Source organism: Mesorhizobium sp. 43Arga (assembly GCF_053714255.1).
Window position 1 is genome coordinate 882,768 of sequence record NZ_JBSKBO010000001.1, and the last position, 23,124, is coordinate 905,891.

Below are 23,124 nucleotides of genomic sequence, written 5' to 3' on the forward strand. Positions count from 1 at the left end.
CGGAATCGGTGCATGATCGCGCAGCAGGGGCAGGGGGACGCTTCTGGCACAAGCCGCTTGCATTCTCCTGCACATTGCAAGCAATCCACTGAGCCGCTACTGCCATCACCGAAGGTGAGCCGGATAAGCAATGAAGCTGGTCAGCTACAACATCCAATATGGGTTCGGCAGCGACGGCCGCTACGACCTTTCGCGTGCGGCGCGGATCGTCGACGGCGCCGACATCATTGCCTTGCAGGAGGTCGAGCGGCACTGGCAGCGCAGCCATTTCGACGACCAGCCGGAGCTGCTGTCGCGCCTGCTGCCCGGGTATCACTGGGTCTACGGCCCGGCCTTCGACATGGATGCCAGCGAGCGGCGCGACGGTCGTCTGGTCAATCGGCGCCGGCAGTTCGGCACCATGGTTTTGTCGAAGCTGCCGATCGTCTGGTCGCGCCTGCATGCGCTGCCGATGCGCCGCACGCTTAGGCCGCTCAACACACGCAACGCGGCGCTCGAATGCATGATCCGCACGCCGGCTGGTCCGGTGCGGGTACTGTCCTTGCATCTCGCCCATATCGCGGCGGAAGAGCGGCTGGAGCAGATCGACTATCTCTTATCCGAGCATCGCCGGGCACCATCCGAGGGCGGGCCGTGGAGCGGCGTCGATGACGAGCCTTCGCGCAACTGGACCAGCGGCGAAGCCGAGCCGGAAAATCCGCGGGCGGCGATCTGGATGGGCGATTTCAACATGGAGTCGGGCAGCGCCGAATACCGCCGCATCGTCGGCAGTACACCCTATCATCGGGGTGCTGCCTATCTCGACGGCTTCGTCGATGCCGCAGCCGTGGCGATCGAACCGGCTGATGACTTCCACACCCATGAGAAGATCATCGACGGCAGGCTGGCAAAGCGCCGGCTCGACCATTGTTTTGTCGGCGGGGTGTTCGCGGAGCGGGTCCGCTCGGTCGCATCCGATATAGGCGAAGTGGCGTCCGACCATTTCCCAGTCCGGGTCGACATCGATCTCGAGACGCCGCTCGGCTCGGGAGGTCGCTAAGGCCGAAATGACGCTTTTCGTCTTCTTCGCGGTGCTTGCCGCAGCCGCCATGCACGCGATCTGGAACGCGCTGGTCAAGGTGCATCTCGACCGCTTCCTGTCTATCACGTTGATGACATTGGGCATGGGGTTTGCCGCGCTGTTCGTGCTGCCTTTCGTCGAATTCCCGAAGGCCGAGGTCTGGCCATTCATTCTCGCTTCGGTGGTCTTCCACATGGGCTACCGAACCTTCCTGATCGGCGCCTACAAGGCCGGCGATTTCGCCCAGACCTATCCGCTGGCGCGCGGCACGGCACCGCTGCTGGCAGCACTTGGTGGCATCGTGGTGGTGCAGGAGGTGCCGGCGCCGTTTGCCATTCTCGGCATCCTGCTTTTGTCGGCCGGCACGCTGGTGATGTCGTTTCGCGGCGGCGCGCATCTGGAGAAGCTCAACCTGCGCGCCGTCGGCTTTGCGCTCGGCACGTCGATCTTCATTGCCAGCTACACACTGTCCGACGGCAGCGGCGCGCGGCTGGCGGCGACGGCGCAAAGCTACGCGGCCTGGCTGTTCGTCTGCGACGCGACATGGGCGCTGGTGCTGTGCCTCATCTTCCGCGGGCCCCAGTCACTGCCCGTGCTGGCGCGTGACTGGAAGGCCGGACTGTTCACCGGCGTGCTCAGTGGTGCGGCCTACTGGATCGTGATGTGGGCGATGACCAAAGCGCCGATCGCCTCGGTGGCATCGCTGCGCGAGACCTCGATCCTGTTCGCCATGCTGATCTCGGTCTATGCGCTTGGCGAGAAGATGACGGCCTGGCGCGGCGCAGCCGCGCTCAGCATCGTTGCCGGTGTCATTGCGCTCCGGCTGGGGTAAGCCGCCACTCAACCCAGGACGGTCATCACCTGGCCGCGCCGCTCCGGACTGAAGCGGATGACGACGATGATACAGACGGCGACCACGCCGGCGAAAAGCGCCAGCGCGTAACCGTAGCTGCCCCCGGGCGCCTCGGCGATTCCCGCCTGGTATGGGCCGCCATAGGACGCGGCGAGATTGCCGGCCTGATAGATGAAGCCGGGCAAGGTCGCCCGCACCGAGCCCGGCGAAAGCTCGTTGAGATGCACCGGGATGACGCCCCAGGCGCCCTGGACCGCGATCTGCATGACGAAAGCGCCGATGGCCAGCATGAACGGCGTGGTGCTGTAGGCCCAGAGCGGGATCGACGGCAGCGCGATCAGGCAGGCGAGGGTGATGGCGTTGATGCGGCCGATCTTCTCGGACAGCGCGCCGAACGTCAGGCCGCCGACGATGGCGCCGAGATTGGCGACGATCGTGATCCAACTCACCGTGTGCGGATCGAAGCCGTGCTGCTTCTTCAGGAAGGTCGGGTAGAGGTCCTGCGTGCCATGGCTGAAGAAGTTGAAGAACATCATCAGCACGACGGCATAGAGCGCGATGCCCCAGTGCTTCTGCAGCGTTTCCAGAAGCCCCGGCTTGACGGATTTCTGTGCCTCGACGAAGGCCGGCGATTCCGGCACATGCGAGCGGATGAAGAGCACGATCAGCGCCGGCAAGAAGGAAAGCAGGAACATGGCGCGCCAGCCGATCGTGTAGCCGCCGATCGTCTGCTGATAGAGCAGGCCGTAGACCACCGCCGCCAGGAGGTAGCCGGCGGGATAGCCGCATTGCAGGATGCCCGAGACCATGCCGCGGGCGCTGGGTGGTATGGATTCCATGGCGAGCGAACTGCCGAGTCCCCATTCGCCGCCCATGGCAATGCCGAACAGCGCGCGCAGGGCGAGGAAAATGCCGAGATTGGGCGAGAAGGCGGCGAGCGCGCCGATCACCGAATAGCTGACGATGTTGAGCATGAGCATGGGCTTGCGCCCATATTTGTCGGCGAGCATGCCAAAGAAAAACGCGCCGATGAAGCGCGTCGCCAAGGTCAGGAACAGTGCCTTTGAGACTGCCGGAACATCAGTGTGGAATTCACTGGCAATATCGGTGAGCAGGAATGTCAGAAGGAAGAAATCAAAAGCGTCGAGCGTCCAGCCCAGGAATGAGGCCAGAACGGTCTTCTTCTGTACGGCGGTGAGATTCAAGGCGTCCTCCCTTGGTGCCCCCAAAGGAACGATATGTCGCCCTGCTCGCAAAAGAGAACCGCGATCAGCCGGCTTTCGAAGAACAGCCGGTCACTTTTTCGTAAGGTCGAGGTCGAAGACCATCAATCCGTCCGTGCCGCCTTCGAGCGCGGCGACCAGCCGGGCGCCGGCGCGTTGATGAGCTTCATGTACCAGATAGGCGTCGCGGGCGGCGGCCTCGCGGAAATCGATGGTGAAGCCATGGCTGAAGCCGCGCGCGAAGGGCTCGGGGCTGACATTGGCGCTGAAGTGGACTGTGTCCATGCCGTCGATTACCTGCCGCAGCGCCTCGAGATCGGCATGGATGGCCGCGCGCTCGCTGTCGGGGACATCGTCGCGGAACCGGACGAAAACACAGTGCCTGATCATTCTCTTTCCCTTCAAGCAGCCCGGTTTCCGGTAAACACCGCCGGCGGCAGCGGTTCGTGACCGAGGATCAGGTCGGCACCCTTTTCGCCAACCATGATGGTCGGTGCATTGGTGTTGGAGGAGGGCACGCGCGGCATCACCGAGGCGTCGCAGACGCGCAATCCCTCGATGCCGCGCAGCCGCAAATCCGGCGTCACCACGGCCATGTCGTCATGGCCCATGCGGCAGGTGCCGACAGGATGGTGATCGGTCTTGGCGCTGCGGCAGGCATAGTCGAACAATTCGTCGTCGGTCGCGAGCGACGGGCCGGGCAGCACTTCGCGCAGCACGTAGGGCTGAAGCGCCTTCTGCCGCATGATCTCGCGCGCCAGCCGCAGGCCCTTGATCGACATGGCGCGGTCATAGGGATCGCTCCAGTAGTTAGGATCGATCAGCGGATGGTCGGCCGGGTCGGCGCTCTTCAGCCGCACCGTGCCGCGCGAGCGCGGCCGCAGGAAGGCCGAGTTCAAGGTGACGCCCGGGTTTTTCAGCTTCTCGACGCCGGCCTCGATGCCGGATCCCAGGCCGAGATGGAACTGGATGTCGGGCGAGGCGGCGGTCGGGTCGGCGTACCAGAAGCCGCCGGTCTCGAACAGGCTGGAGGCGACCGGCCCCTTCTTCAAAAGCAGATATTGCAGGCCGGCCCAGGCGGTGCGGTGCAGCTTGGCGTAATTGTCGTAGGTGTGGTCGCCAGTGCATTCGGCGATGACGAACAGATCGAGATGGTCCTGCATGTTGGAGCCGACGCCGGGCAGGTCATGCACCGGCGCGACGCCGACCGCCTTCAGGTGGTCGGCCGGGCCGATGCCGGATTGCATCAAAAGCTTCGGAGAGCCGATGGCGCCGGACGAGACGATCACCTCGCGCTCGGCGCGCAGGATATTCTTCTCGCCGCCCGGCCTGTCGACGATCTCGACGCCGACAGCGCGGCCCTTCTCTACGACGATGCGCGTCGCCAGCACATCGGTCCTGACAGTGAGGTTCTTGCGCGCACGGATCGGCTTGAGATAGGCGACCGAGGCCGAGGAGCGCCGGGCATCCTTCTGGGTCAGCTGGTAATAGCCGACGCCTTCCTGGGCAGCGCCGTTGAAGTCCGGGTTGAAGGGAATGCCCATCTCCTGGCCGGCGCGGAAATAGGCCTCGCAGATCGGCAGCGGCGAAATCGGGTTCGACACGCCGAGCGGGCCCTGGTCGCCGTGAAAATCGTTGGCGTAGCGCTGATTGTTCTCGGCACGTTTGAAATAGGGCAGCACGTCGCGGTAGCCCCAGCCGGCGAGGCCCTCTTCCTTCTCCCAGGCGTCGTAGTCGCGGGCATTGCCGCGCGTGTAGATCTGGGCGTTGATGGACGAGCCGCCGCCGACCACCTTGGCCTGCGTGTACCAGAAGACGCGGTCCTTCATGTTCTTCTGCGGCACGGTCGACCAGCCCCAGGAGGCGATGCCCTTGGTCATCTTGGCGAAGCCCGCCGGCATATGGATGTAGGGATGCCAGTCCTTGCCGCCGGCTTCCAGCAGCAGCACGGAATTGCCCGGGTCCTCGCTCAGCCGGTTGGCCAGAACACAGCCGGCCGGGCCGGCGCCCACGATGATGTAGTCGGTCATATCGTTTCCACCTACAGTCGCGGCACGGAGAGCGCGCCGTCGACATTGATGATCGAGCCGGTCGAAAAGCCGAGCCTGCCGGCGGCAAGCGTCGCCACCACCGCGCCGATGTCCGACGCTTCGCCCCAGCGTTTGGCCGGCACCAGCCCGCTGTCGATCAAGGCATCGTATTTGGCGGTCACGCCTGCCGTCATGTCGGTGCGGATGATGCCTGGCCGGATCTCGAACACGCCGATGTTTTCCGGGGCGAGCCGGAGCGCCAGGTTCTTCACCCACATGGAAAGCCCGGCCTTCGACACGCAGTAGTCGGAGCGCTCCGGCGAGGCCATCTCGGCGCTGACGGAGGTGACGGTGATGATCGATTTCGTGTGGTCGCCCGGTGTGGCCAGCATCGCCTTGGCGACGGCCTGGCTGAGGAAGACCGTGCCGCGCAGGTTGATGCCCAGCGTGCGGTCGAAATTTTCCGGCTTCAGCTCCAGCAGGTCGCCGCGCACGACAGCGCCGACGCCGGCATTGTTGACGAGGCAGTCGATGTGGCCGAAGGCGCCTATGGCCGTGTCGATCAGCGGGGCGTGGCTGGCAAGATCTGCGATGTCGCATTGGGCGTAGGCGAATTTCGCACCGTGGGAAGTGATGTTCTCGGCGAGCCCGTCAGGCGCCTGTTCGGCAAGATCGGCAACCAGAATGTCGAAGCCGGCATCGGCCAGCGCTTCCGCGCAAGCCAGCCCAATGCCGCGCGCGCCGCCGGTGACGATGGCTGCGGGGCGGGTCATTGGAAGCCAGCCCTGCGAATATGGTCCGCAACCCGCAACGCCTGAGCGGCGATCGACAGCGCCGGGTTGACCGCAGCCGAGTTCGGCAAAAAACTTCCGTCGACGACGAACAGGTTCTGGTGGTCGAACGACCGGCAGAACGGGTCGAGCGGGGAGGTTGCAGGATCATCGCCCATCCTGACCGTGCCGCACTGGTGCGATGGCGTGCGCTTGTCGAAGGGGCGCGACAGCACGATGGGATAACCGCAGGCGCGGAAGTTTTCGCGCATCACCTTGGTCAGCCCGTCGAGCGACTGCATGTTGGAGCGCCGCCACTGCATGACGATGTCCTTGCCGTCGACCATGATGCGGCTTTCCGGATCGGGCAGGTCCTCGCACATCAGGTACCAGTCGACGGCATGGCCGGCCACGAAGTCGAGCACGAATTTCGGCATCGTCTTCACATTGGCCTTGAGCATGTTGCCGTCGATCTTGCCGAGCAGCTGGACATTGCCGAGCGGCTTGCCGCCCTTGCCATCCGATAGATAATAGTCGTTCAGCATCAGCGTCTTCTGGTAGACGGCATCGTTGCGGCGGCGCGGATCGATGGCCAGCATGGCGCCGGAATTGTGGTTCATGAAGTTGCGGCCGACCTGGTCGGAGCGGTTGGCGAGGCCCTTGCCTCCCCGCTTTCCATTGGCGGATGAGGGCGAGCGCAGCAGGATGACGGCGGAATTGACCGCGCCGGCGGACAGGATGACCAGTTTTGGCGACACTTTCTTCGCCTCGCCATTCTGCCGGTAACGGACCGCGACGATGCTTTTGCCGTCGGGTGCCGCCTCGAGATACTCGACATGGCACCCGGTCTCGAGCCGGATGTTGCTGTCCCTGAGCGCCGCCGCCAGTGGCGCTGTCTGGGCGTCCATCTTGCCTTGGCCGGTGTTGGGGAAAGCGTCCCAACCGGTCTTGCCCTCCATCAGCCAAGTGTCGATGTCGACGCCGAGCGGCAGCGAGGCCGGGTGCAGGCCGAGGCCCTTCAATTCAGCACGCGCGCGCGCGATCGGCGCTTCGTCGGGCACCGGTTTGAAGGCGTAGGGAATCGAGTGGAATGGCTCGGTCGGATCCTCGCCCAGTGTGCCGCGCACGCGAAACAGCTGCTCGGCCCTGGAATACCAGGGCTCGAACTCGTCGTAGGAAAACGGCCAGGCCGGCGAGACGCCGCCAAAGTGTTCCATGGCCGAAAAATCTTGCCTGCGGTAGCGGATCAGCACCGCGCCGTAGAATTTCGAATTGCCGCCGACATAGTAGTAATTGCCGGGGTTGAAGGCAGCACCGCCAGCCTCGCGCCACATCTCCTTCGGCCGGTAGTGGCCGTCGACGAAGATCGAGCGGGTGTCGCGCGCATGCGGGGTTGCCGGCAGGGGCTCGCCACGCTCCAGCATCAGGATCGAGGCGCCGCCGCCGGCCAGACCGGAGGCAATCGTGGCGCCGCCAATGCCGGAGCCGATGATGACGATGTCCGGATTTGCCATGGCCGTCAGCGGATGCGGTTCTCGGTCGCCGGATCGAAGAACACCGCCTTGGTCAGGTTGAAGGCGAGCGGCGTGCTGGTGCCAGGCTGGATGTTGGCGTCGGCGCGCAGCCGCGCCACCACGCCCTTGCCGCCGAGATTGGTGACGGCGAAGGTGTCGGAGCCGGCCGGCTCGACGACCTCGATATGCAGGTCGGCGGTTGCGATGTTCGAGGCGTTGCGTTCGGCGCCCTCCGGATCGGTCAGTGCTTCCGGCCGCACGCCGAAGATGATCGACTTGCCTTGGAATGCCGAGAGACCCGCCGGTGCATTGGCCATCGGCAGCGTGATCGGCTCGCGCGCCTCGCGCTGCAACACGACGGACAGCGCATTGCCTGATGTGGCGATGGTCGCCGGGATCAGGTTCATGGCCGGCGAGCCCATGAAGTCGGCGACGAACAGATTGGTGGGGTTGTTGTAGATCTCGGCCGGGGTGCCGAACTGCTGGACCTCGCCGTCGCGCATGACGGCGATCTTGGTCGCCAGCGTCATCGCCTCGATCTGGTCGTGGGTGACGTAGACGATGGTGGTGCCGGTCGTGGCGTGCAGGCGCTTGATCTCGATGCGCATGTCGACGCGCAGCTTGGCGTCGAGGTTGGAGAGCGGCTCGTCGAACAGGAAGAGCTTGGGGTCGCGCACCAGCGCCCGGCCCATGGCGACGCGCTGACGCTGGCCGCCGGAAAGCTGGCTCGGCTTGCGCTGCAGGAGATGGCCGATCTGCAGGACCTTGGCCACCTTGTCGATCGCCTTCTGGCGCTCATCGGCCGGCACGCCGCGCATCTCCATGCCGAAGGAGATGTTCCCGGCCACCGTCATGTTCGGGTACAGCGCATAGCTCTGGAAGACCATGGCGATGTCGCGCTTCGAAGGGTGCAGATCGTTGATGGCGCGGCCGTCGACGCGGATTTCGCCCTCGGTGATCTGCTCTAGGCCGGCGATGGTGTTGAGCAGGGTGGACTTGCCGCAGCCGGAAGGGCCGACCAGCACCAGGAAGCCGCCCTTTTCGAGCTCGACATCGATGCCCTTCAGGATCTCAACATTCCCGAAGCGCTTCTTCAGCCCATCAATTTCCAGAAAAGCCATGGTCGTTCCTTCTGAATTGGTCAGCCTTTGACCGCGCCCGCCATCAGCCCGCGCACGAAATAGCGGCCGGCGACGACATAGACGATCAGGGTGGGCAGGGCCGCGATCATCGCGGCAGCCATGTTGACGTTGTATTCGACGACGCCGGTCGAGGTATTAACGACGTTGTTGAGCGCCACCGTCATCGGCATGGCGTCGCCGGTGCCGGCATAGGCCGAGGCGAACAGGAAGTCGTTCCAGATGTTGGTGAACTGGTAGATGACGGTGACGACGAAGATCGGCATCGAGTTCGGCAGCATGATGCGGCGGAATATCTGGAAGAACGAGGCGCCATCGACCTGTGCGGCCTTGATCAGCTCGTTGGGGAACGCCTCGTAGTAGTTGCGGAAGAACAAGGTGGTGAAGCCGATGCCGTAGACGACGTGGACGAAGACCAGATTGACCGTCGAATTGCCGAGGCCGAAGCTGGTTCCGACGGAGTTCTGCAAGCTCACGCCGAAGCGGCCGACGCTGCCAAGGATCGTCGCCATAGGCAAAAGCACCGACTGGAACGGAATGAAGCAGGCGAACAGCATCAGCCCGAACACCAGCGTCGCGCCGCGAAAACGCCATTTGGTCAGCACGTAGCCGTTGAGGGCGCCGAGCATGGTCGAGATCAGCACGGCCGGAACCACCATCTTGATGGAGTTCCAGAAATAGCCCTTGATGCCGGCGCAGGTGAGGCCGACGCAGGTCTCGCCCCAGGCCTTCAGCCACGGGTCGAAGGTCGGCGCCTTGGGCAGCGCCAGCATGTTGCCGTTCTGGATCTCGTCCATGGTCTTGAACGAGGTGACCAACATGACGAAAAGCGGCATCAGGTAGAACAGCGCGAACAGCGCCAAAAGCCCGTAGATGACGATGCGGTTGACGAGCTTGGTGTTGATGCCGCCGGAGGCCTGGCGGGCAGGGGTGGCGACAGCGCTCATCGCGGCTTCTCCCTGAGTTCCGAATAGAGATAGGGCACGATGATGGCGACGATGGTCATCAGCATGATCACCGCACTGGCCGAGCCGACGGCCATCTCGTTGCGCTTGAAGGTGTACTCATACATGAAGTTGGACGGCAGCCAGGCCGAGCCGCCGGGGCCGCCGGAGGTCAGCGCCACGACAAGGTCGTAGGACTTGATGGCGAGGTGGGCGAGCACGATGAAGGCCGACAGGAAGATTGGCCGCAGCAGAGGGATGACGATGCGGCGGTAGAGCTGGAAGGTTGTGGCGCCGTCGATCTGCGCCGCCTTCATGATCTCGCCGTCAATGCCGCGCAGCCCGGCCAGGAACATCGCCATGATGAAGCCGGAGGCCTGCCAGACGCCGGCGATGACCACCGTGTAGATGACGAAATCCTTGTTCTTGATCCAGTCGAAATGAAAGCTCGTCCAGCCCCATTGATGCAGCGTCTGTTCGAGGCCGAGACCGGGATCGAGGAACCATTTCCACGCGACGCCGGTGACGATGAAGGACAGCGCCATCGGGTAGAGATAGATCGGCCGCAGCATGCCTTCGCCGCGGATCTTCTGGTCGAGCAGGATGGCCAGGAACAGGCCGAGCGCCAGGCAGATCAGGATATAGAGAAAGCCGAAAATGCCCATATTGGTGATCGACGTGTACCAACTCGAGGGCGGGTCGGTGTCGAAGGTCCAGCCCCACAGCCGCTGATAGGCGCGCGGACCGGTGATGACATAGGACGGGAAGGTCTTGGAATTGGTGAAGGACAGATAGATCGTCCACAGGATGAAGCCGTAGACGAAGACAATGGTGATGGCGAAGCTCGGCGCCAGCACGATCTTCGGCAAGGCGTCCTGCAGGCGTGAGCGCACAGAGGGGCGTGACCGCTCCGGCGTCAGCTTGATCTGACTTGTTGCTATCGTGCTCATGAGCTCCTCCCGTTTCGGGTCGTCCGTGCTCTGCCGTCAGGCGGCAAGGCGGCCCCGTGCATACGGGTCTTCGGTCGGCATGGTGTCGAGCCGGCCAATCCTGAGATAAAACCTTCCCCGCCGAAGCGGGGAAGGTGTTCTTGTGCGTTGCGCTTACTTGGCGTCGTCGATCGCCTTGACCAGTTCGGTCACGGCCTCGTCCGAAGTCTTGATCTGACCATGGACGAACTTCGAGACGACATCCTTGTAGGCATTGGCGACAGCCGGCGGGGCGCCATAGCCCTGGGCCAGCGAGCCGAACAGCGTGCCGCCTTCATTGGCTTTCTTCAGGTCGGCGATGCCCTTCTTGCCACAGGCGTCGAAGTCGGTGTCCGGAACGTCGGTACGGGCCGGAACCGAACCCTTGACGACGTTGAAGGCCGACTGGAAGCTCTTCGACAGGGTGGCGGTGGCCAGCGCGACCTGGGCGGCTTTGCGGTCGTCCGGAACGTTGAACATGCCGAACATGTCGGAGTTGTAGATCACGGAGCCGTCAGTGCCCGGGAAGCGATAGCACAGGAAATCCGTGCCCGGGGTCTTCTTGGCGGCGTGGAACTCACCCTTGGCCCAGTCGCCCATCACCTGCACCAGGGCATCGCCCTTGATGACCATGGCGGTGGCAAGGTTCCAGTCGCGGCCCGAGAAGTTCGGGTCGACATAGGTGACGAGCTTGGCCAAATTGTCGAACGACTTCTTCATCGTGTCGGACTTGAGCGAAGCGTCGTCGAGGTCGTTGAAGGCCTTCTTGTAGAACTCGGGCCCGCCGGTCGACAGCACGACCGAGTCGAACATGGTGGCTTCCTGCCAGTTCTGACCGCCGAGAGCGAGCGGGATCACGCCCGCGGCCTTGGCCTTGTCGAGCAGGGCGACGAAGTCGTCGAAGGTCTTCGGCTCGGTGCCGCCGATCTTGTCCATCACCGCCTTGTTGATCCACAGCCAGTTGACCGAGTGGACGTTGACCGGAGCCGCCACCCACTTGCCTTCATAGACCGAGAACTTCTGCAAGGCTGCCGGGACCGACTTGTCCCAGCCTTCCTTCTTCGCCGTTTCGGTCAGGTCGCCCATCACGCCGGCAGCGGCATAATCGAGCACAGTGTAGCCGAGCATCTGCGAGGCGGTCGGGTAATTGCCGGCCGCGACCATCGCCTTCAGCGCGGTCATGGCGGCGTCGCCGCCACCGCCGGCCACCGGCACGTCCTTCCAGGCAAAGCCTTCCTTGGCCAGATCACCCTTCAGCACGTTGAGGGCAGCCGCTTCACCGCCCGATGTCCACCAATGCAGCATTTGCACTTCCTTGACGTCCGCGGCATGCGCCGAGAAGGCAAAGCTCGTCGCGAGAGCCGTTCCGATAAGCAGTTTGCGCAACATGTACTTCCTCCCTTGTTGCATTAAACGACCGGTGGAAGCCCACCGGGTTCTTCCCAACTCAGCCGACCCACCATCCGGTGCGCTGGCCGCGATGAAACTGGATTGTCTTTTCCTCGGTATAGTCCTCGACAGCGCGTTTGCCGAGTTCGCGTCCGAGACCGGACTGCTTGTAGCCTCCGAAAGGCAGCTCGGGATAACCTTCCATGAATGTGTTCACCCAAACCGTCCCCGAACGCACCCCACGCGCCACCGACATACAAGTGTCGATGCTGGCACTCCACACGCCTGCAGACAGACCATAGGGCGTGTTGTTGGCGATGTGCAACGCCTTCTCAATTGATTCGAAAGTGAGCACGGAGAGCACCGGTCCGAATACTTCCTCGCGTGCGATGGCCATGTCCTCGGTGACGCCACGGATGATGGTGGGGTCGAGATATTGGCCGGCATTGGAGGCCAGCGGCTTGCCGCCACTGTAGACGTCGCTGCCTGCGCCTGCCGCTGCCGTAACGTAACCCGTCACCTTGGCCAGATGGTCGAATGAGATCATCGCGCCGACCTTGGTTTGATTGTCGAGCGGGTCGCCGACCTTCACCCTGGCGGTGAGCGCCTTGACGGCGCTGAGAAAATCGTCGGCGATCGCCTCGTGCACGATCAGCCGGCTGCCGGCATTGCAGCATTCGCCGGCATTGAAGAAGCCGCCGAAAACCGCCGCGTCGGCGGCGGCCTCGAGGTCGGCATCGGGAAAGACGATCTGGCCGTTCTTGCCGCCAAGTTCCATAGAGACCTTCTTCAGCGACTGCGCGGCGGACGCCATGGTCATCTTGCCGACGCCGGTCGAGCCGGTGAACGACACCATCTCGACCAGGGGATGGCTGACCATCGGCGCGCCGACATCGGCGCCCAGACCGGCAAGGATGTTGACGACGCCGACGGGCAGGCCGGCCTCTAGCAGGATGTCGCCCAGCACGAAGGTAGAGGCGGAAGTCATTTCGCTCGGCTTGACCACGGCCGTGCAGCCGGCGGCGAGCGCGAAAGGCAGTTTCTGGCTGACGATCAGGAACGGGAAATTCCACGGCGTGATGATCGAAACGACGCCGATCGGTTCGCGCAGCACGACGCCCAGCATGGCGTCGCCGAGATTGGCATAGCTCTCGCCATGCAGTGTGCGGGCAAGCGAGGCGGCATAGCGCCAGATGTCGACGGCGCCGCCGATCTCGCCGCGCGCCTGGGCGATCGGCTTGCCCGATTCCAGCGCGTCGAGCCGGGCGATGTCTTCCAGCCGCCCCTCGATCAGATCGGCCGTCTTGAAGAGAATCGCGGCGCGCTCGCCGGCCTTCATGCGTGGCCAGGGACCGGTCTCGAACGCTTTGTACGCCGCCTGCACGGCCGCTTCGACCTCGGTCTCGCCGGCCTGCGCATAGCGCGAAACGGTGAAGCCGTGGCCGGGGCTCTTGCGCGCAATCGTGCGCCCGTCGCGGGCATCGACCTGCTTGCCGTCGATCAGCAGCCGGTAAGTTTTCGGCGCGGCTGAGGCCTCGGGGGGCATGGCGATGTTGAGGGGTGCGTTCATCAGGACTGTTTTCTCTAGCTTCTTGAAAATGCCGGCTTCCGCTTGGCCTTGAAGGCGCCGACACCAGCCTTGAGGTCGCCGGTGAGCGCGATGAAGCCGCTGGCCAATGCCTCGGTGGCGGCCGCACTTTCCTCGCCTTCGGCCACCGCGATCATCAGCTTGGCGGCTTCCGTCGCCAGCGGGCCGCGCTCGGCGATTTTTTCCCCCCAGGCCTTGGCTTCGTCGAACGCCTTGCCGGTCTCGGCAACGCGGTCAACGATACCCGAAGCCAGCGCGTCGGCAGCCAGAAAAACCTCACCACCCAGCGCCATGCGCCGCACTGTCTGCGCGCCGAAGCGGCGCACCGCGCGCTGCGTGCCGGACCAGCCGGGCACGACGCCGATTGAGGTTTCGGGGAAGCCCAATTTCACATGCGCCTCGGCGACCCGGAAATCGCAGGCGACGGCCAGTTCCAGCCCGCCGCCAAGCGCATGGCCGGACAGCACGGCGATGGTCGGTTGCCGCAGCCGCGCCAGCCGGTCGAAGACGCGGTGGCCGTAGCGTACCCATTGCACCTGGAAATCGGCGGCGCTCATTTGTGCCCAGGCCTCAACATCGCCACCGGCACAAAAGCCCTTGCCCTCGCCGCGCAACAGCACGGCGCGGATGCCCTCGGCCAGCTCAGTTTCGTCCAGCGCGGCTTCGAGCGCGCGCAGCATCGGGATATCCAGCGCGTTGAATTTTTCCGGGCGGCGCAGCGTGACGATGCCGATGGCGCCGTCTCTTTCGAAGGTGACGAGGCGCTCAGCCATGCGCGCCTCCGAGCGCGGCGCCGCCATTGAGAGACAGGCCGATCCGCCGATCCTGATAGAGCGCCGCCGGCGTCACCTTGAGGTCATTGGCGACGCCGAGCGGCATCTCGGCCTGCGCCAGGACATCGCGCTCGAGGTCGATGCCCGGCGCCAGTTCGGTCACCATCAATCCGTCCGGCGTCAGCTTCATCACGCAGCGCTCGGTGACATAGGTGATGTCCTGGCCTTGAGCCACAGCGCGCTTGCCGGAGAAGGAGATGTGCTCGACCTCGTTGACCACTTTCTTGACCTTGCCTTCCTGGTCGATGCGGATGCCGCCACTAGCCAGCGAAAGCTTGGCGCCGGCATTGAAGAAGCCGGAGAAGACGATCTTCTTCGCCCGCGCGGTGATGTCGACAAAACCGCCGGCGCCGGCGGTGACATGCGGCCGGGCCGACAGTTTCGACACGTTGACCGAGCCGTGGCGGTCGATCTGCAGGAAGGAGAGCAGCGAGGCGTCGAAACCACCGGCCTGGAAATAGATGAACTGGTGCGGCGAGGGCATGATCGCCTCGGCGTTGGAGGCGCAGCCGAACTTGAAGTCGAGCAGCGGCACGCCGCCGACCGCACCCTGCTCGATCACCCAGGTGACCTTGCCGTGCTGGCCTTCTTCGAGAAGGATGCGCGGCACATTGGCCGAGATGCCGAAGCCGATGTTGACGGCCATGCCGTCGCGCAATTCCATGGCGACGCGCCGCGCGATCACCTTCTGCACGTTCATCTCGGCATTGCGGAAGGTTGACAGCGGCCGGAAGATCTCGCCCGAAATCGCCGGGTCATATGGCGTCAGCGTCGTCTGCAACTGGTCGGGCGCGACCACGATATGATCAACCAGCACGCCCGGCACACGCACATCATGCGGCTTCAGCGTGCCGTTCTCGACAACGCGTTTGACCTGCGCGATGACGATGCCGCCGTTGTTACGGGCGGCGAGCGCCTGTTCGAGGCCGCCGAGATAGGCGCCTTCATGCTCATAGGTGAGATTGCCGCGCTCGTCGGCCGTGGTGGCGCGGATGATCGAAATGTCAGGCACGATCGAGCGGAAATAGAGCCATTCCTCGCCGTCGAACTGCTGTACCGAGACGATCGGCTCGCTTGCCGCCGCGTTCATGGCGCAGCCTTGGTGGCGCGGGTCGGCGAACGTGTCGAGACCGACCTTGGTCAGCACGCCCGGCCGTTTGGCGGCGGCCTCGCGGTGCATGTCGAACAGGATGCCGGACGGTACGTTGTAAGCGGCGACCGAATTGTCGCCGATCATCTTCCAAATCTGCGGCGGTTCGGCGGAAGAGGGGCCGGACGGATAGGAGCCGCACAGCGTGCGCGTCAACAGGCCGGGCTTGGCCAGATGATCGATGCCCTTGATGCCGTACATGTCGCCGGCGGCGATCGGGTGCAGCGTGGTGATGTTCTTGGGATGGCCTTCGCTGTCGAAGCGCTCGCCGATGGCGGCAAGCACCGCATCCGGACAGCCAAGACCGCTCGACGAGGAGACGGATACCGTCATGCCGTCCTTGATCAGGCCGGCTGCCTGTGCCGCTGAAACGACCTTGCTCACTTCATGCTCCCGAGTTTCGGGTCGATCTTGACGGCCTTGCCGGAGCTGGCCGATTGCAATGCCGCCTCGGCTGATTCCAGCGACCAGATGCCGTCCTCGCCGGTGGCGGCGGGCTCGCCCTTGCCGAGGATCGCGGCATGGAACTGACGCACCGATCTGACGTAGAGATCCTCGCGATCGAAGCTCAATTGCTCCTCGGCCCTGGCCGTGCGCAACAGAACCGAGCCGTCCGGCTTCTGGGTCATCACATCGCTGGCGATCAGCGAGCCTTCCGAACCATGCACCTCGAAGCCGGTGCCGGCGAATTTGGTGGTGAACCCTTCATGCGACTGGGCGATGAGGCCCGACTTGAAGCGCCAGATGCACATGGCGCCGTCCTCCAGCCCGCCGCCGGCCATGCCGACCGATTGCGTGAAGGCGGAGACCTCGACGGGATCTTCGCCAAGCACGAAGCGCAGCGTGTCGGCATCGTGCACGGTGATGTCGAGCACCACGCCGCCACCCGCTTCCGGCCTGGTGATGCGCCAGCCCTGCAGGGTCTCGGGCAGATAGACGGAATGGAAGACGCGCGCGGCGACCGGCTTGCCGATGCGCCCCGTTGCGATGGCGTCGCGCATGGCGCGATGCGCGCCGGCGTTGCGCAGATGATGGTTGGTGCCCAGCACGATGCCGGCCGCCCTGGCGGCCGCGACCATCTTGCGTGCGTCGGCGCTGGTCAGCGCCAGCGGCTTCTCGCACAGTACATGCTTTCCCGCTTCGATGGCGGCAAGGGCCTGTTCGAGATGCAGTTCGTTGGTGGTCGATATGTAGACGGCGTCGATGTCGGACTTCAACAAGGCATCCAGGGTCGACTCGGCGGCTGGAATGCCGTTTTCCCTGGCATAGGCCGTGGCGCGTTCCGGGTTGGAACTCATGACCGCCGTGATCTCGCCACCGTCTTGCGCACGAATGGCGTTGATCATGAATTGCCTGGCGATCGTGCTGGCGCCGATCAGCCCCCATTTGACACTCATGCGGCGCCTCCCGTTCCCGCAGGCCTGTTTCGCGTGCGCCGATCCGGACCGCAGCTTTCCCTGACCACGAGATTGACCGCGCCGATATGGTCTTCGGCCCGCGTGGTGCGCGACTGGATCAGCTTCAGCATGACGTGGGCGGCGCGTTCGCCGAGGCCGGCTGTGTCCACCGCGACGCTGGTGAGCGCCGGCATGTAGTGTTCGGCCTCGACCACGTCGTCGAAACCGACGACGGCGAAATCCGGTCCCGGCTCAAGCCGGCGCTTGCGCAATGCCAGCATCGCGCCAAATGCGACGGCATCGTTGAAGCAGAGGGCCGCGGTCGGCGGCTCAGCCATTGTAAGGGCGGTCTCCAGGCAAGCGAGGCCGCCTCTGCGGTTGGTTTCGCCCTCGACGACCAGCACGTCGCCGGCAGAAATACCCAGCGTCTCGCAGGCCTCGCGAAAACCGCCCAGCCGTTCCTGATAGACCACCAGATCCGAGGAACCGCCGAAGAAGGCGAGCCGGCGATGTCCTTTGGCGATCAGGTGGGCAGCGGCAAGGTAGGCGCCGCGATGATTGTCGGGCGCGATCACCGGGATGCGGCTTTCGGGCAGGCGGCGCATGGCGAAGACCACCGGCACGCCCGCCAATTCCAGCCGCCGGAAGGCGCCTGGCGTGGTGCCGCGCGCCGGCGAGACGATGAGACCGGCGACGCCCTGTTCCATCAGCGACTTCAGCACCTCTTCCTGGCGCACCGGATTCTCTGCCGTATTGGCGATAAAGGGCACGATGCCTGCCGACTGGAAGACACGTTCCATGCCGACCGCCAGCTCGGCGAAGAACGGATTGGTCAGGTCGTTGATGACCATGCCGATGACGTTGGAATGGGCCTTTCGCAGATTGGCGGCGCCGCGGTTGTAGACATAGCCGACATCCTCGATCGCCTTGCGCACCTTGACCGCGGTTTCAGGCCGGATCAGCCCGCTGCCCTGGAGCACGAGCGATACCGTCGATTTGGACACGCCCGCCTCGCGGGCAATGTCGAATATCGTGGCCTTGGCCCGGCTGGCCATGTCGATGCGTCCTCCCGGTTTCTCAATCGAATTTATTGGAACGTTCTAATCATTGCTTCAATCCTGAGTCAACTGTGAATTTTTTCTCGATCCGAAAACCTGATTGTTCGTACTCAAATGGCTTATCCAGAAAGGCTTTCCGTGCTGCAATGCAGCATTTTCAGCCAAATTCGCGTCGAATCTTAAAGCTTCTTGATTTATTGGAACGTTCCATTTAATAGCCGCTGCGAAGGGAGAGGTCGATGGATATTGTCTTGCCTGGTGAAGGTGGTCGCAGCTGCCGCTACGCGCTTGTCGGACAGCCGGTGCAGCCGGCGGTCGGCGCGCGGTTTTCGCGCATCGCCTATGCCGCCGCGCATGTCGTTGCCAACCCCCTCGAAATGACCGATCCATGGTCGCGGCCCGCGGTCGACTGGGACAGGACGATGGCGTTCCGCCATCATTTGTGGCGGCTCGGCTTCCGCATCGCCGAGGCGATGGACACGTCGCAGCGCGGCATGGGGTTCGACTGGGCCAATGCGAAGGAATTGATCCGCCGCTCGATCGCCGAGGCACGAACGGTCGACGGTGCTGATCTTGCCTCGGGTGCCGGAACCGACCATTTGGCGCCGGCCGCCGCCAGCACGCTCGACGATGTGATCGCGGCCTATGACCAGCAATTCGCTTTCATCGAAGGGCAGGGCGGCAAGCCGATCATGATGGCCAGCCGCGCATTGGCGGCTGTCGCGAAGGGTCCGGACGATTATGCGCGCGTCTATGACCGCATATTGAGCCAGGCCTCCGGCAAGGTCATCCTGCACTGGCTGGGGGACATGTTCGACCCGGCCTTGAAGGGCTACTGGGGCAGCGGCGATTTCGAGGTCGCGCTCGATACGGTGGTCGCCATCATCGAACGCCACGCAGACAAGGTCGAAGGCATAAAGATATCGCTGCTCGATGCCGGCAAGGAGGTCGCGCTGCGCAACCGGCTGCCGGACGGCGTCGTGATGTTCACCGGCGACGACTTCAACTACCCCGAACTGATCGCCGGCGACGGCAACAGGCATTCGCACGCGCTGCTCGGCATTTTCGACGCCATCGCGCCGGTCGCCAACGCCGCCCTGGCAAGGCTCGCCGAGGGCGACCGTGCCGGCTATGACGCGCTGATGGCGCCGACGGTGCCGCTATCGCGAAAAATCTTCGAGGCGCCGACCGAATATTACAAGGCCGGCATCGTCTTCATGGCCTGGCTGAACGGCCACCAGGATCATTTCACCATGGTCGGCGGCATGCAGTCGGCGCGCGGTATCCGCCACTATGCCGAAATCTTCCAGCTTGCCGACCAGGCCGGCCTGCTGGCCGATCCGGACCTGGCGGTTGCCAGGATGAAGGGTCTCTGCGCCGTCGCGGGTGTCCCGGAATGAATCTGGCCTCGTGCCCTGATCCATAGTCCTCTTTTCGTCTATGATTGACATCGCACGCGTGCGATTTCGAGAGGCCGCGCTGTCGATGAAACTAAGGATTTCCGTCGTTTTCGCGGGTTTTCTGGCGGCATTTCCCACATCCGCCGCGAAAGGCGATGACGGCGTCGATCAGGCCGCGGCCAAGGCGGCCCTGCTCGAAGCCTATCCCGGTCTTTTTACCATCTCGGGCAACACGCTGACGTGGTCGGATGGTGCCACGATGGTGTGGGACGATGGCAAGGCACGCACGCCTGAGGACCTGATCAAGTCCCCCGATATCGAGGACATGTTCCACTACGTCTATCCGACGGTCAGTGCCGGCGACCTTGTCCCTGATGTGGATTTCGATCCAGGTCGTGTTCGCAACGAGGCCTTTTTCAAGAAGCTTTATGGCGCCAGTGCCGCTGCAGTCGGCAGACATATAACGAGCATCAAATGGCTGCCCAAACAGGGCAAGTACCCGGTTCGGATAAGCTCACTCTTCGGCATCGATACGCGTCTCGCCAAAATCTCTGAAGCCTTGCAGGACATGCCCGCCGACATCAGCCGCTACGGCCTCAAGCCGGGCGGCGGTTTCAATTGGCGGGCCATTGCCGGCACCGACCAACTCAGCGTCCATTCCTTCGGCGCCGCATTCGATATCAATGTCGGTTATTCCGACTATTGGTTCTGGGCCAAGCCCGACGCCAAGGGCCGGATCCCGTTCAAGAACCGCATACCCTTGTCGATCGTCGCGCTGTTTGAAAAGCAGGGTTTTGTCTGGGGCGGCCGCTGGTACCACTACGACACCATGCATTTCGAATATCGGCCTGAATTGCTGATCTACACGAAGAAGCAGGGATAGCCGACACCTTGGATGCCTCACCGGCGGAAGCTCGGCGCAATGTGTCGATTGTCTGGTTTGGATGGTGGGCGTGACAGGGATTGAACCTGTGACCCCTGCAATGTCAATGCAGTGCTCTCCCGCTGAGCTACACGCCCATCCGACGTCGCGCATACACCATTTTTGGTCCGGCGCGTCAATAGCGAGAAAAAGGAAAGAAGGCGTCGTCTCGCCGCACCGGCAAACAAGTGCCGATGGCTAGAGCGCGCCGCGTCTAACCGGATTCAGGCGACGCGCTTTAGATCCTTGTTTTCGTGCATGTCGTCTCCCAAAATCGGGACCACCTTTGGGCGACATGCATTGGCTGGGAAGGCGGCTCAGGCCGCCTGCAGCATCTTCTCGACCTCGTTGACGAGATCGCGCAGGTGGAAGGGCTTCGACAGCACCTTGGCGTCCTTCGGCGCTTTGGAATCCGGGTTCAGCGCGACGGCCGCGAAACCGGTGATGAACATGACCTTGAGGTCGGGATCGATCTCGGTGGCGCGACGCGCCAGTTCGATGCCGTCCATCTCCGGCATGACGATGTCGGTCAACAGCAGCGAGAACGGTTCCTCGCGCAGCCGCTCATAGGCGCTGGCGCCATTGTCGAAATCGCTGACCTGGTAGCCGGCGCGTTCCAGCGCCTTGACGAGGAAACGACGCATATCGTCGTCGTCTTCCGCCAGAAGAATGCGTGCCATGATATCCCGTCCGAATCACCCGCCCGAGACTGCCGCCCAGGCAGCCCGTTAACCATCCTGTATATGAGGAGGTGACGGTAAACATCAAGTGAACGCGGCGAAGCATTATCCGCATCGGGCAGGGCGATCGGATGGCGAAATGCTGGACATGCGACCAGCAAGATGGCACTTTCAAACCATGATGCATCGGTGTTTTCGGGTTCGTGCAAATTGAAGACGGCAGCCGAGGATTTTTCGGTCGTTCAACCCTTCGAAATCCGATCGGGCGTCGAGCAGCGCGTCCCCTTCCTGTTCAACTCACCGCATAGCGGCCGCTACTATCCGGAGCGCTTCCTTGCCATGGCGAGGCTCGACCGCAACGCCATCCGCCGCTCGGAAGATTGCTACGTCGACGAGCTGTTCGGCGGCGCCGTGGCGCTTGGCGCGCCGATGCTGGCGGCGAATTTCCCGCGCGCCTATCTCGACGTCAATCGCGAGCCGTGGGAACTCGATCCGCGCATGTTCGCCGAGCCAGTGCCGTCCTTCTGCAATATCCGCTCGGCGCGGGTGGCGGGCGGCCTCGGCACCGTGCCGAAGCTGGTCGGCGAGGGGCTCGACATCTATTCCGGCCGCCTGCCGCTCGCCGAAGCCGTCGCCCGGATCGAGGCCGTCTACAAGCCCTATCACGAGACGCTGAAGCGGCTTTTGACCAGAACCCACGCCCGTTTCGGCTTTGCCGTGCTGATCGACTGCCATTCGATGCCGGCGAGCATCCGCGTCGGCGACAACGGCCTGCGGCCGGACTTCATCATCGGCGACCGTTTCGGCGTCTCGGCCACCGCGGCCTTGACAGAGACAGCGATCGGCCTCTTGACCGCGATGGGCTATACCGTCGCCCACAACAAGCCCTATGCCGGCGGCTTCATCACCGAACATTATGGCCGTCCGGCACGCCATCTGCATGCGCTGCAGATCGAGGTCAATCGCGGGCTCTACATGAATGAGCGGACGTTCGAGAAAGTCGCTGGCTTCGACGCGCTGGCCGACGATCTGACGCGATTTTCAGCGGATCTGATGGCGATGCCCGACCATCACTTCATCGACCTGCCGCTGGCCGCGGAGTGAAATAGCCGGGTCGAGACGCAGGTGTAAAAAAAGACCGCATCGTTTGCACGATACGGTCGAAGTCTAGGGAGGAAACGCCCAAGGAGGGCATGGACAGGAAACCCTGTCCGAGGTTGAGGGTATTGTGCGGTGCACAAATGTCAAGCGACCTTCAGGCTTTTTTAATTCAGAGTGATGTGGAAATTGCATTTTGGTGACGTTGGTGTGACATTTGGGCAACAAGTGTCGCGGCGAATAAATCGATAAACAGGCTTGTTTTGGCGGGAAAGTGTCGGCAGAGCCCGGTTGGGCACTCGGCAAATGCGGGAGAATCAGTTGGACGTCAGCATCGATTTCATGCGCCGCATCGCGCGCGCGGCAGCGGCCGAGACCTTGCCGCGGTTTCGGGCCCAGGGCGCCGTGGCCAACAAGGAAAAGGGCAGTTTTGACCCGGTCACGGAAGCCGACCGCGAGACCGAACGTGCCATCCGGGCGCTGATAGCGGCGCAGTATCCCGACCATGGCATTCTCGGCGAGGAGCATGGCAGCGAGAACATCTCCAGCCGGCATGTCTGGGTGATCGATCCGATCGACGGCACGCGCGCCTTCATCTCCGGCCTGCCGGTGTGGGGGACGTTGGTCGGACTGACGGTCGACGGCGACGCGGTCGCCGGCATGATGGCGCAGCCTTTCACCGGAGAGCTGTTCTACGCCAACGCCTCGGGCTCGCACTATGAGGGGCCGGGCGGTCCGCGCAAGCTTTCGACCCGCAAGACGACAAGGCTCGATGAGGCGACACTGTTCACCACCACGCCGGCGCTGTTCAAGGGCGAGTCGCGCAAGCGCTATGACGCGTTCGAGAAACAGGTGCAGCTCGCCCGCTACGGCGCCGATTGCTATGCCTTCGCCATGATCGCGTCCGGGAGCGTCGATATCGTCGCCGATCCCGGCCTGAAACCCTACGATATCGTGGCGCTGATTCCGATCATCGAGAAGGCGGGCGGCGTCGTCACCACCTTCGATGGCGGGCCGGCGGAAAAGGGTGGCGATGTGCTGGCGGCGGCGACGCCGGAGCTTCACGCCGCCGCGATGGCTGCGCTGCGCGGCTGATATCTCCGCGCTT

21 protein-coding genes and 1 tRNA gene are annotated in these 23,124 nt (G+C 63.6%); 6 read left to right on the plus strand and 16 right to left on the minus strand.

Features of this window, described 5'->3' with window-relative positions; all coding sequences use genetic code 11:
- The first annotated feature begins 130 nt into the window (after positions 1 to 130).
- Complete coding sequence (locus ACWGS8_RS04415; RefSeq protein ID WP_454579767.1) at positions 131 to 1,039, plus strand: endonuclease/exonuclease/phosphatase family protein; 909 nt, start codon at positions 131 to 133, stop codon at positions 1,037 to 1,039.
- A gap of 7 nt (positions 1,040 to 1,046) precedes the next feature.
- On the plus strand, positions 1,047 to 1,892 hold the full coding sequence (locus ACWGS8_RS04420; protein ID WP_454579768.1) for an EamA family transporter: 846 nt from the start codon (positions 1,047 to 1,049) through the stop codon (positions 1,890 to 1,892).
- 8 nt (positions 1,893 to 1,900) lie between these two features.
- On the opposite strand, the gene ACWGS8_RS04425 is transcribed toward ACWGS8_RS04420, so the two are convergent.
- The 14 genes from ACWGS8_RS04425 to ACWGS8_RS04490 form a co-directional block, all read right to left on the minus strand.
- On the minus strand, positions 1,901 to 3,118 hold the full coding sequence (locus ACWGS8_RS04425; protein ID WP_454579769.1) for an MFS transporter: 1,218 nt from the start codon (positions 3,116 to 3,118) through the stop codon (positions 1,901 to 1,903).
- 90 nt (positions 3,119 to 3,208) lie between these two features.
- Positions 3,209 to 3,526 carry a Dabb family protein gene (locus ACWGS8_RS04430; RefSeq protein WP_454579770.1) on the minus strand — a complete coding sequence of 106 codons (318 nt, stop codon included), beginning with the start codon at positions 3,524 to 3,526 and terminating at the stop codon, positions 3,209 to 3,211.
- 11 nt (positions 3,527 to 3,537) lie between these two features.
- A complete protein-coding gene (locus tag ACWGS8_RS04435; RefSeq protein WP_454579771.1) occupies positions 3,538 to 5,166 on the minus strand; it encodes a GMC family oxidoreductase in 1,629 nt (542 codons plus the stop codon).
- Positions 5,167 to 5,177: 11 nt separating this feature from the next.
- The gene (locus ACWGS8_RS04440; RefSeq protein ID WP_454579772.1) at positions 5,178 to 5,939 is read right to left on the minus strand and encodes a 3-ketoacyl-ACP reductase; all 762 of its coding nucleotides are present in this window, start codon (positions 5,937 to 5,939) and stop codon (positions 5,178 to 5,180) included.
- The gene (locus tag ACWGS8_RS04445; RefSeq protein WP_454579773.1) at positions 5,936 to 7,450 is read right to left on the minus strand and encodes an FAD-dependent oxidoreductase; all 1,515 of its coding nucleotides are present in this window, start codon (positions 7,448 to 7,450) and stop codon (positions 5,936 to 5,938) included. Before ACWGS8_RS04445 ends, ACWGS8_RS04440 begins: the two co-directional genes overlap by 4 nt.
- 5 nt (positions 7,451 to 7,455) lie before the next feature.
- Positions 7,456 to 8,571, minus strand: coding sequence for an ABC transporter ATP-binding protein (locus ACWGS8_RS04450; RefSeq protein ID WP_123166791.1), 1,116 nt, complete (start codon positions 8,569 to 8,571; stop codon positions 7,456 to 7,458).
- A gap of 20 nt (positions 8,572 to 8,591) precedes the next feature.
- The gene (locus ACWGS8_RS04455; protein ID WP_454579774.1) at positions 8,592 to 9,536 is read right to left on the minus strand and encodes a carbohydrate ABC transporter permease; all 945 of its coding nucleotides are present in this window, start codon (positions 9,534 to 9,536) and stop codon (positions 8,592 to 8,594) included.
- Positions 9,533 to 10,483 carry a carbohydrate ABC transporter permease gene (locus ACWGS8_RS04460; RefSeq protein WP_454579775.1) on the minus strand — a complete coding sequence of 317 codons (951 nt, stop codon included), beginning with the start codon at positions 10,481 to 10,483 and terminating at the stop codon, positions 9,533 to 9,535. The genes ACWGS8_RS04455 and ACWGS8_RS04460 overlap by 4 nt, the downstream gene beginning before the upstream one ends.
- 153 nt (positions 10,484 to 10,636) lie before the next feature.
- Entirely contained in the window at positions 10,637 to 11,890 is a 1,254-nt protein-coding gene (locus tag ACWGS8_RS04465) for an ABC transporter substrate-binding protein (RefSeq protein ID WP_044548311.1), read from the minus strand.
- Positions 11,891 to 11,948: 58 nt separating this feature from the next.
- Entirely contained in the window at positions 11,949 to 13,460 is a 1,512-nt protein-coding gene (locus tag ACWGS8_RS04470; protein ID WP_454579776.1) for an aldehyde dehydrogenase family protein, read from the minus strand.
- 14 nt (positions 13,461 to 13,474) lie between these two features.
- Positions 13,475 to 14,251 (minus strand): enoyl-CoA hydratase/isomerase family protein, encoded by a 777-nt coding sequence (locus ACWGS8_RS04475; RefSeq protein ID WP_454579777.1) that lies wholly within the window; start codon positions 14,249 to 14,251, stop codon positions 13,475 to 13,477.
- Positions 14,244 to 15,845: an acyl CoA:acetate/3-ketoacid CoA transferase gene (locus tag ACWGS8_RS04480; protein ID WP_454579778.1), complete on the minus strand. Its 1,602-nt coding sequence runs from the start codon at positions 15,843 to 15,845 to the stop codon at positions 14,244 to 14,246. Before ACWGS8_RS04480 ends, ACWGS8_RS04475 begins: the two co-directional genes overlap by 8 nt.
- Entirely contained in the window at positions 15,842 to 16,858 is a 1,017-nt protein-coding gene (locus ACWGS8_RS04485) for a Gfo/Idh/MocA family protein (RefSeq protein WP_454579779.1), read from the minus strand. The genes ACWGS8_RS04480 and ACWGS8_RS04485 overlap by 4 nt, the downstream gene beginning before the upstream one ends.
- On the minus strand, positions 16,855 to 17,913 hold the full coding sequence (locus ACWGS8_RS04490; RefSeq protein WP_454579780.1) for a LacI family DNA-binding transcriptional regulator: 1,059 nt from the start codon (positions 17,911 to 17,913) through the stop codon (positions 16,855 to 16,857). The genes ACWGS8_RS04485 and ACWGS8_RS04490 overlap by 4 nt, the downstream gene beginning before the upstream one ends.
- Before the next feature lie 242 nt (positions 17,914 to 18,155).
- On the opposite strand from ACWGS8_RS04490, the gene ACWGS8_RS04495 reads away from it, so the two are divergent.
- Positions 18,156 to 19,316, plus strand: coding sequence for a dihydrodipicolinate synthase family protein (locus ACWGS8_RS04495; RefSeq protein WP_454579781.1), 1,161 nt, complete (start codon positions 18,156 to 18,158; stop codon positions 19,314 to 19,316).
- Positions 19,317 to 19,401: 85 nt separating this feature from the next.
- On the plus strand, positions 19,402 to 20,199 hold the full coding sequence (locus ACWGS8_RS04500; RefSeq protein ID WP_454579782.1) for a M15 family metallopeptidase: 798 nt from the start codon (positions 19,402 to 19,404) through the stop codon (positions 20,197 to 20,199).
- A gap of 62 nt (positions 20,200 to 20,261) precedes the next feature.
- On the opposite strand, the gene ACWGS8_RS04505 is transcribed toward ACWGS8_RS04500, so the two are convergent.
- Both ACWGS8_RS04505 and cpdR read right to left on the minus strand, forming a co-directional pair.
- Positions 20,262 to 20,336, minus strand: a tRNA-Val gene (locus tag ACWGS8_RS04505).
- A gap of 219 nt (positions 20,337 to 20,555) precedes the next feature.
- Positions 20,556 to 20,918: a cell cycle two-component system response regulator CpdR gene (gene cpdR / locus ACWGS8_RS04510; protein WP_006199474.1), complete on the minus strand. Its 363-nt coding sequence runs from the start codon at positions 20,916 to 20,918 to the stop codon at positions 20,556 to 20,558.
- Positions 20,919 to 21,080: 162 nt separating this feature from the next.
- Between cpdR and ACWGS8_RS04515 the strand changes: the two genes are divergently transcribed.
- Complete coding sequence (locus tag ACWGS8_RS04515; RefSeq protein ID WP_454579783.1) at positions 21,081 to 22,022, plus strand: N-formylglutamate amidohydrolase; 942 nt, start codon at positions 21,081 to 21,083, stop codon at positions 22,020 to 22,022.
- A gap of 315 nt (positions 22,023 to 22,337) precedes the next feature.
- A complete protein-coding gene (gene hisN / locus ACWGS8_RS04520) occupies positions 22,338 to 23,111 on the plus strand; it encodes a histidinol-phosphatase (RefSeq protein ID WP_454579784.1) in 774 nt (257 codons plus the stop codon).
- Positions 23,112 to 23,124: the final 13 nt, after the last annotated feature.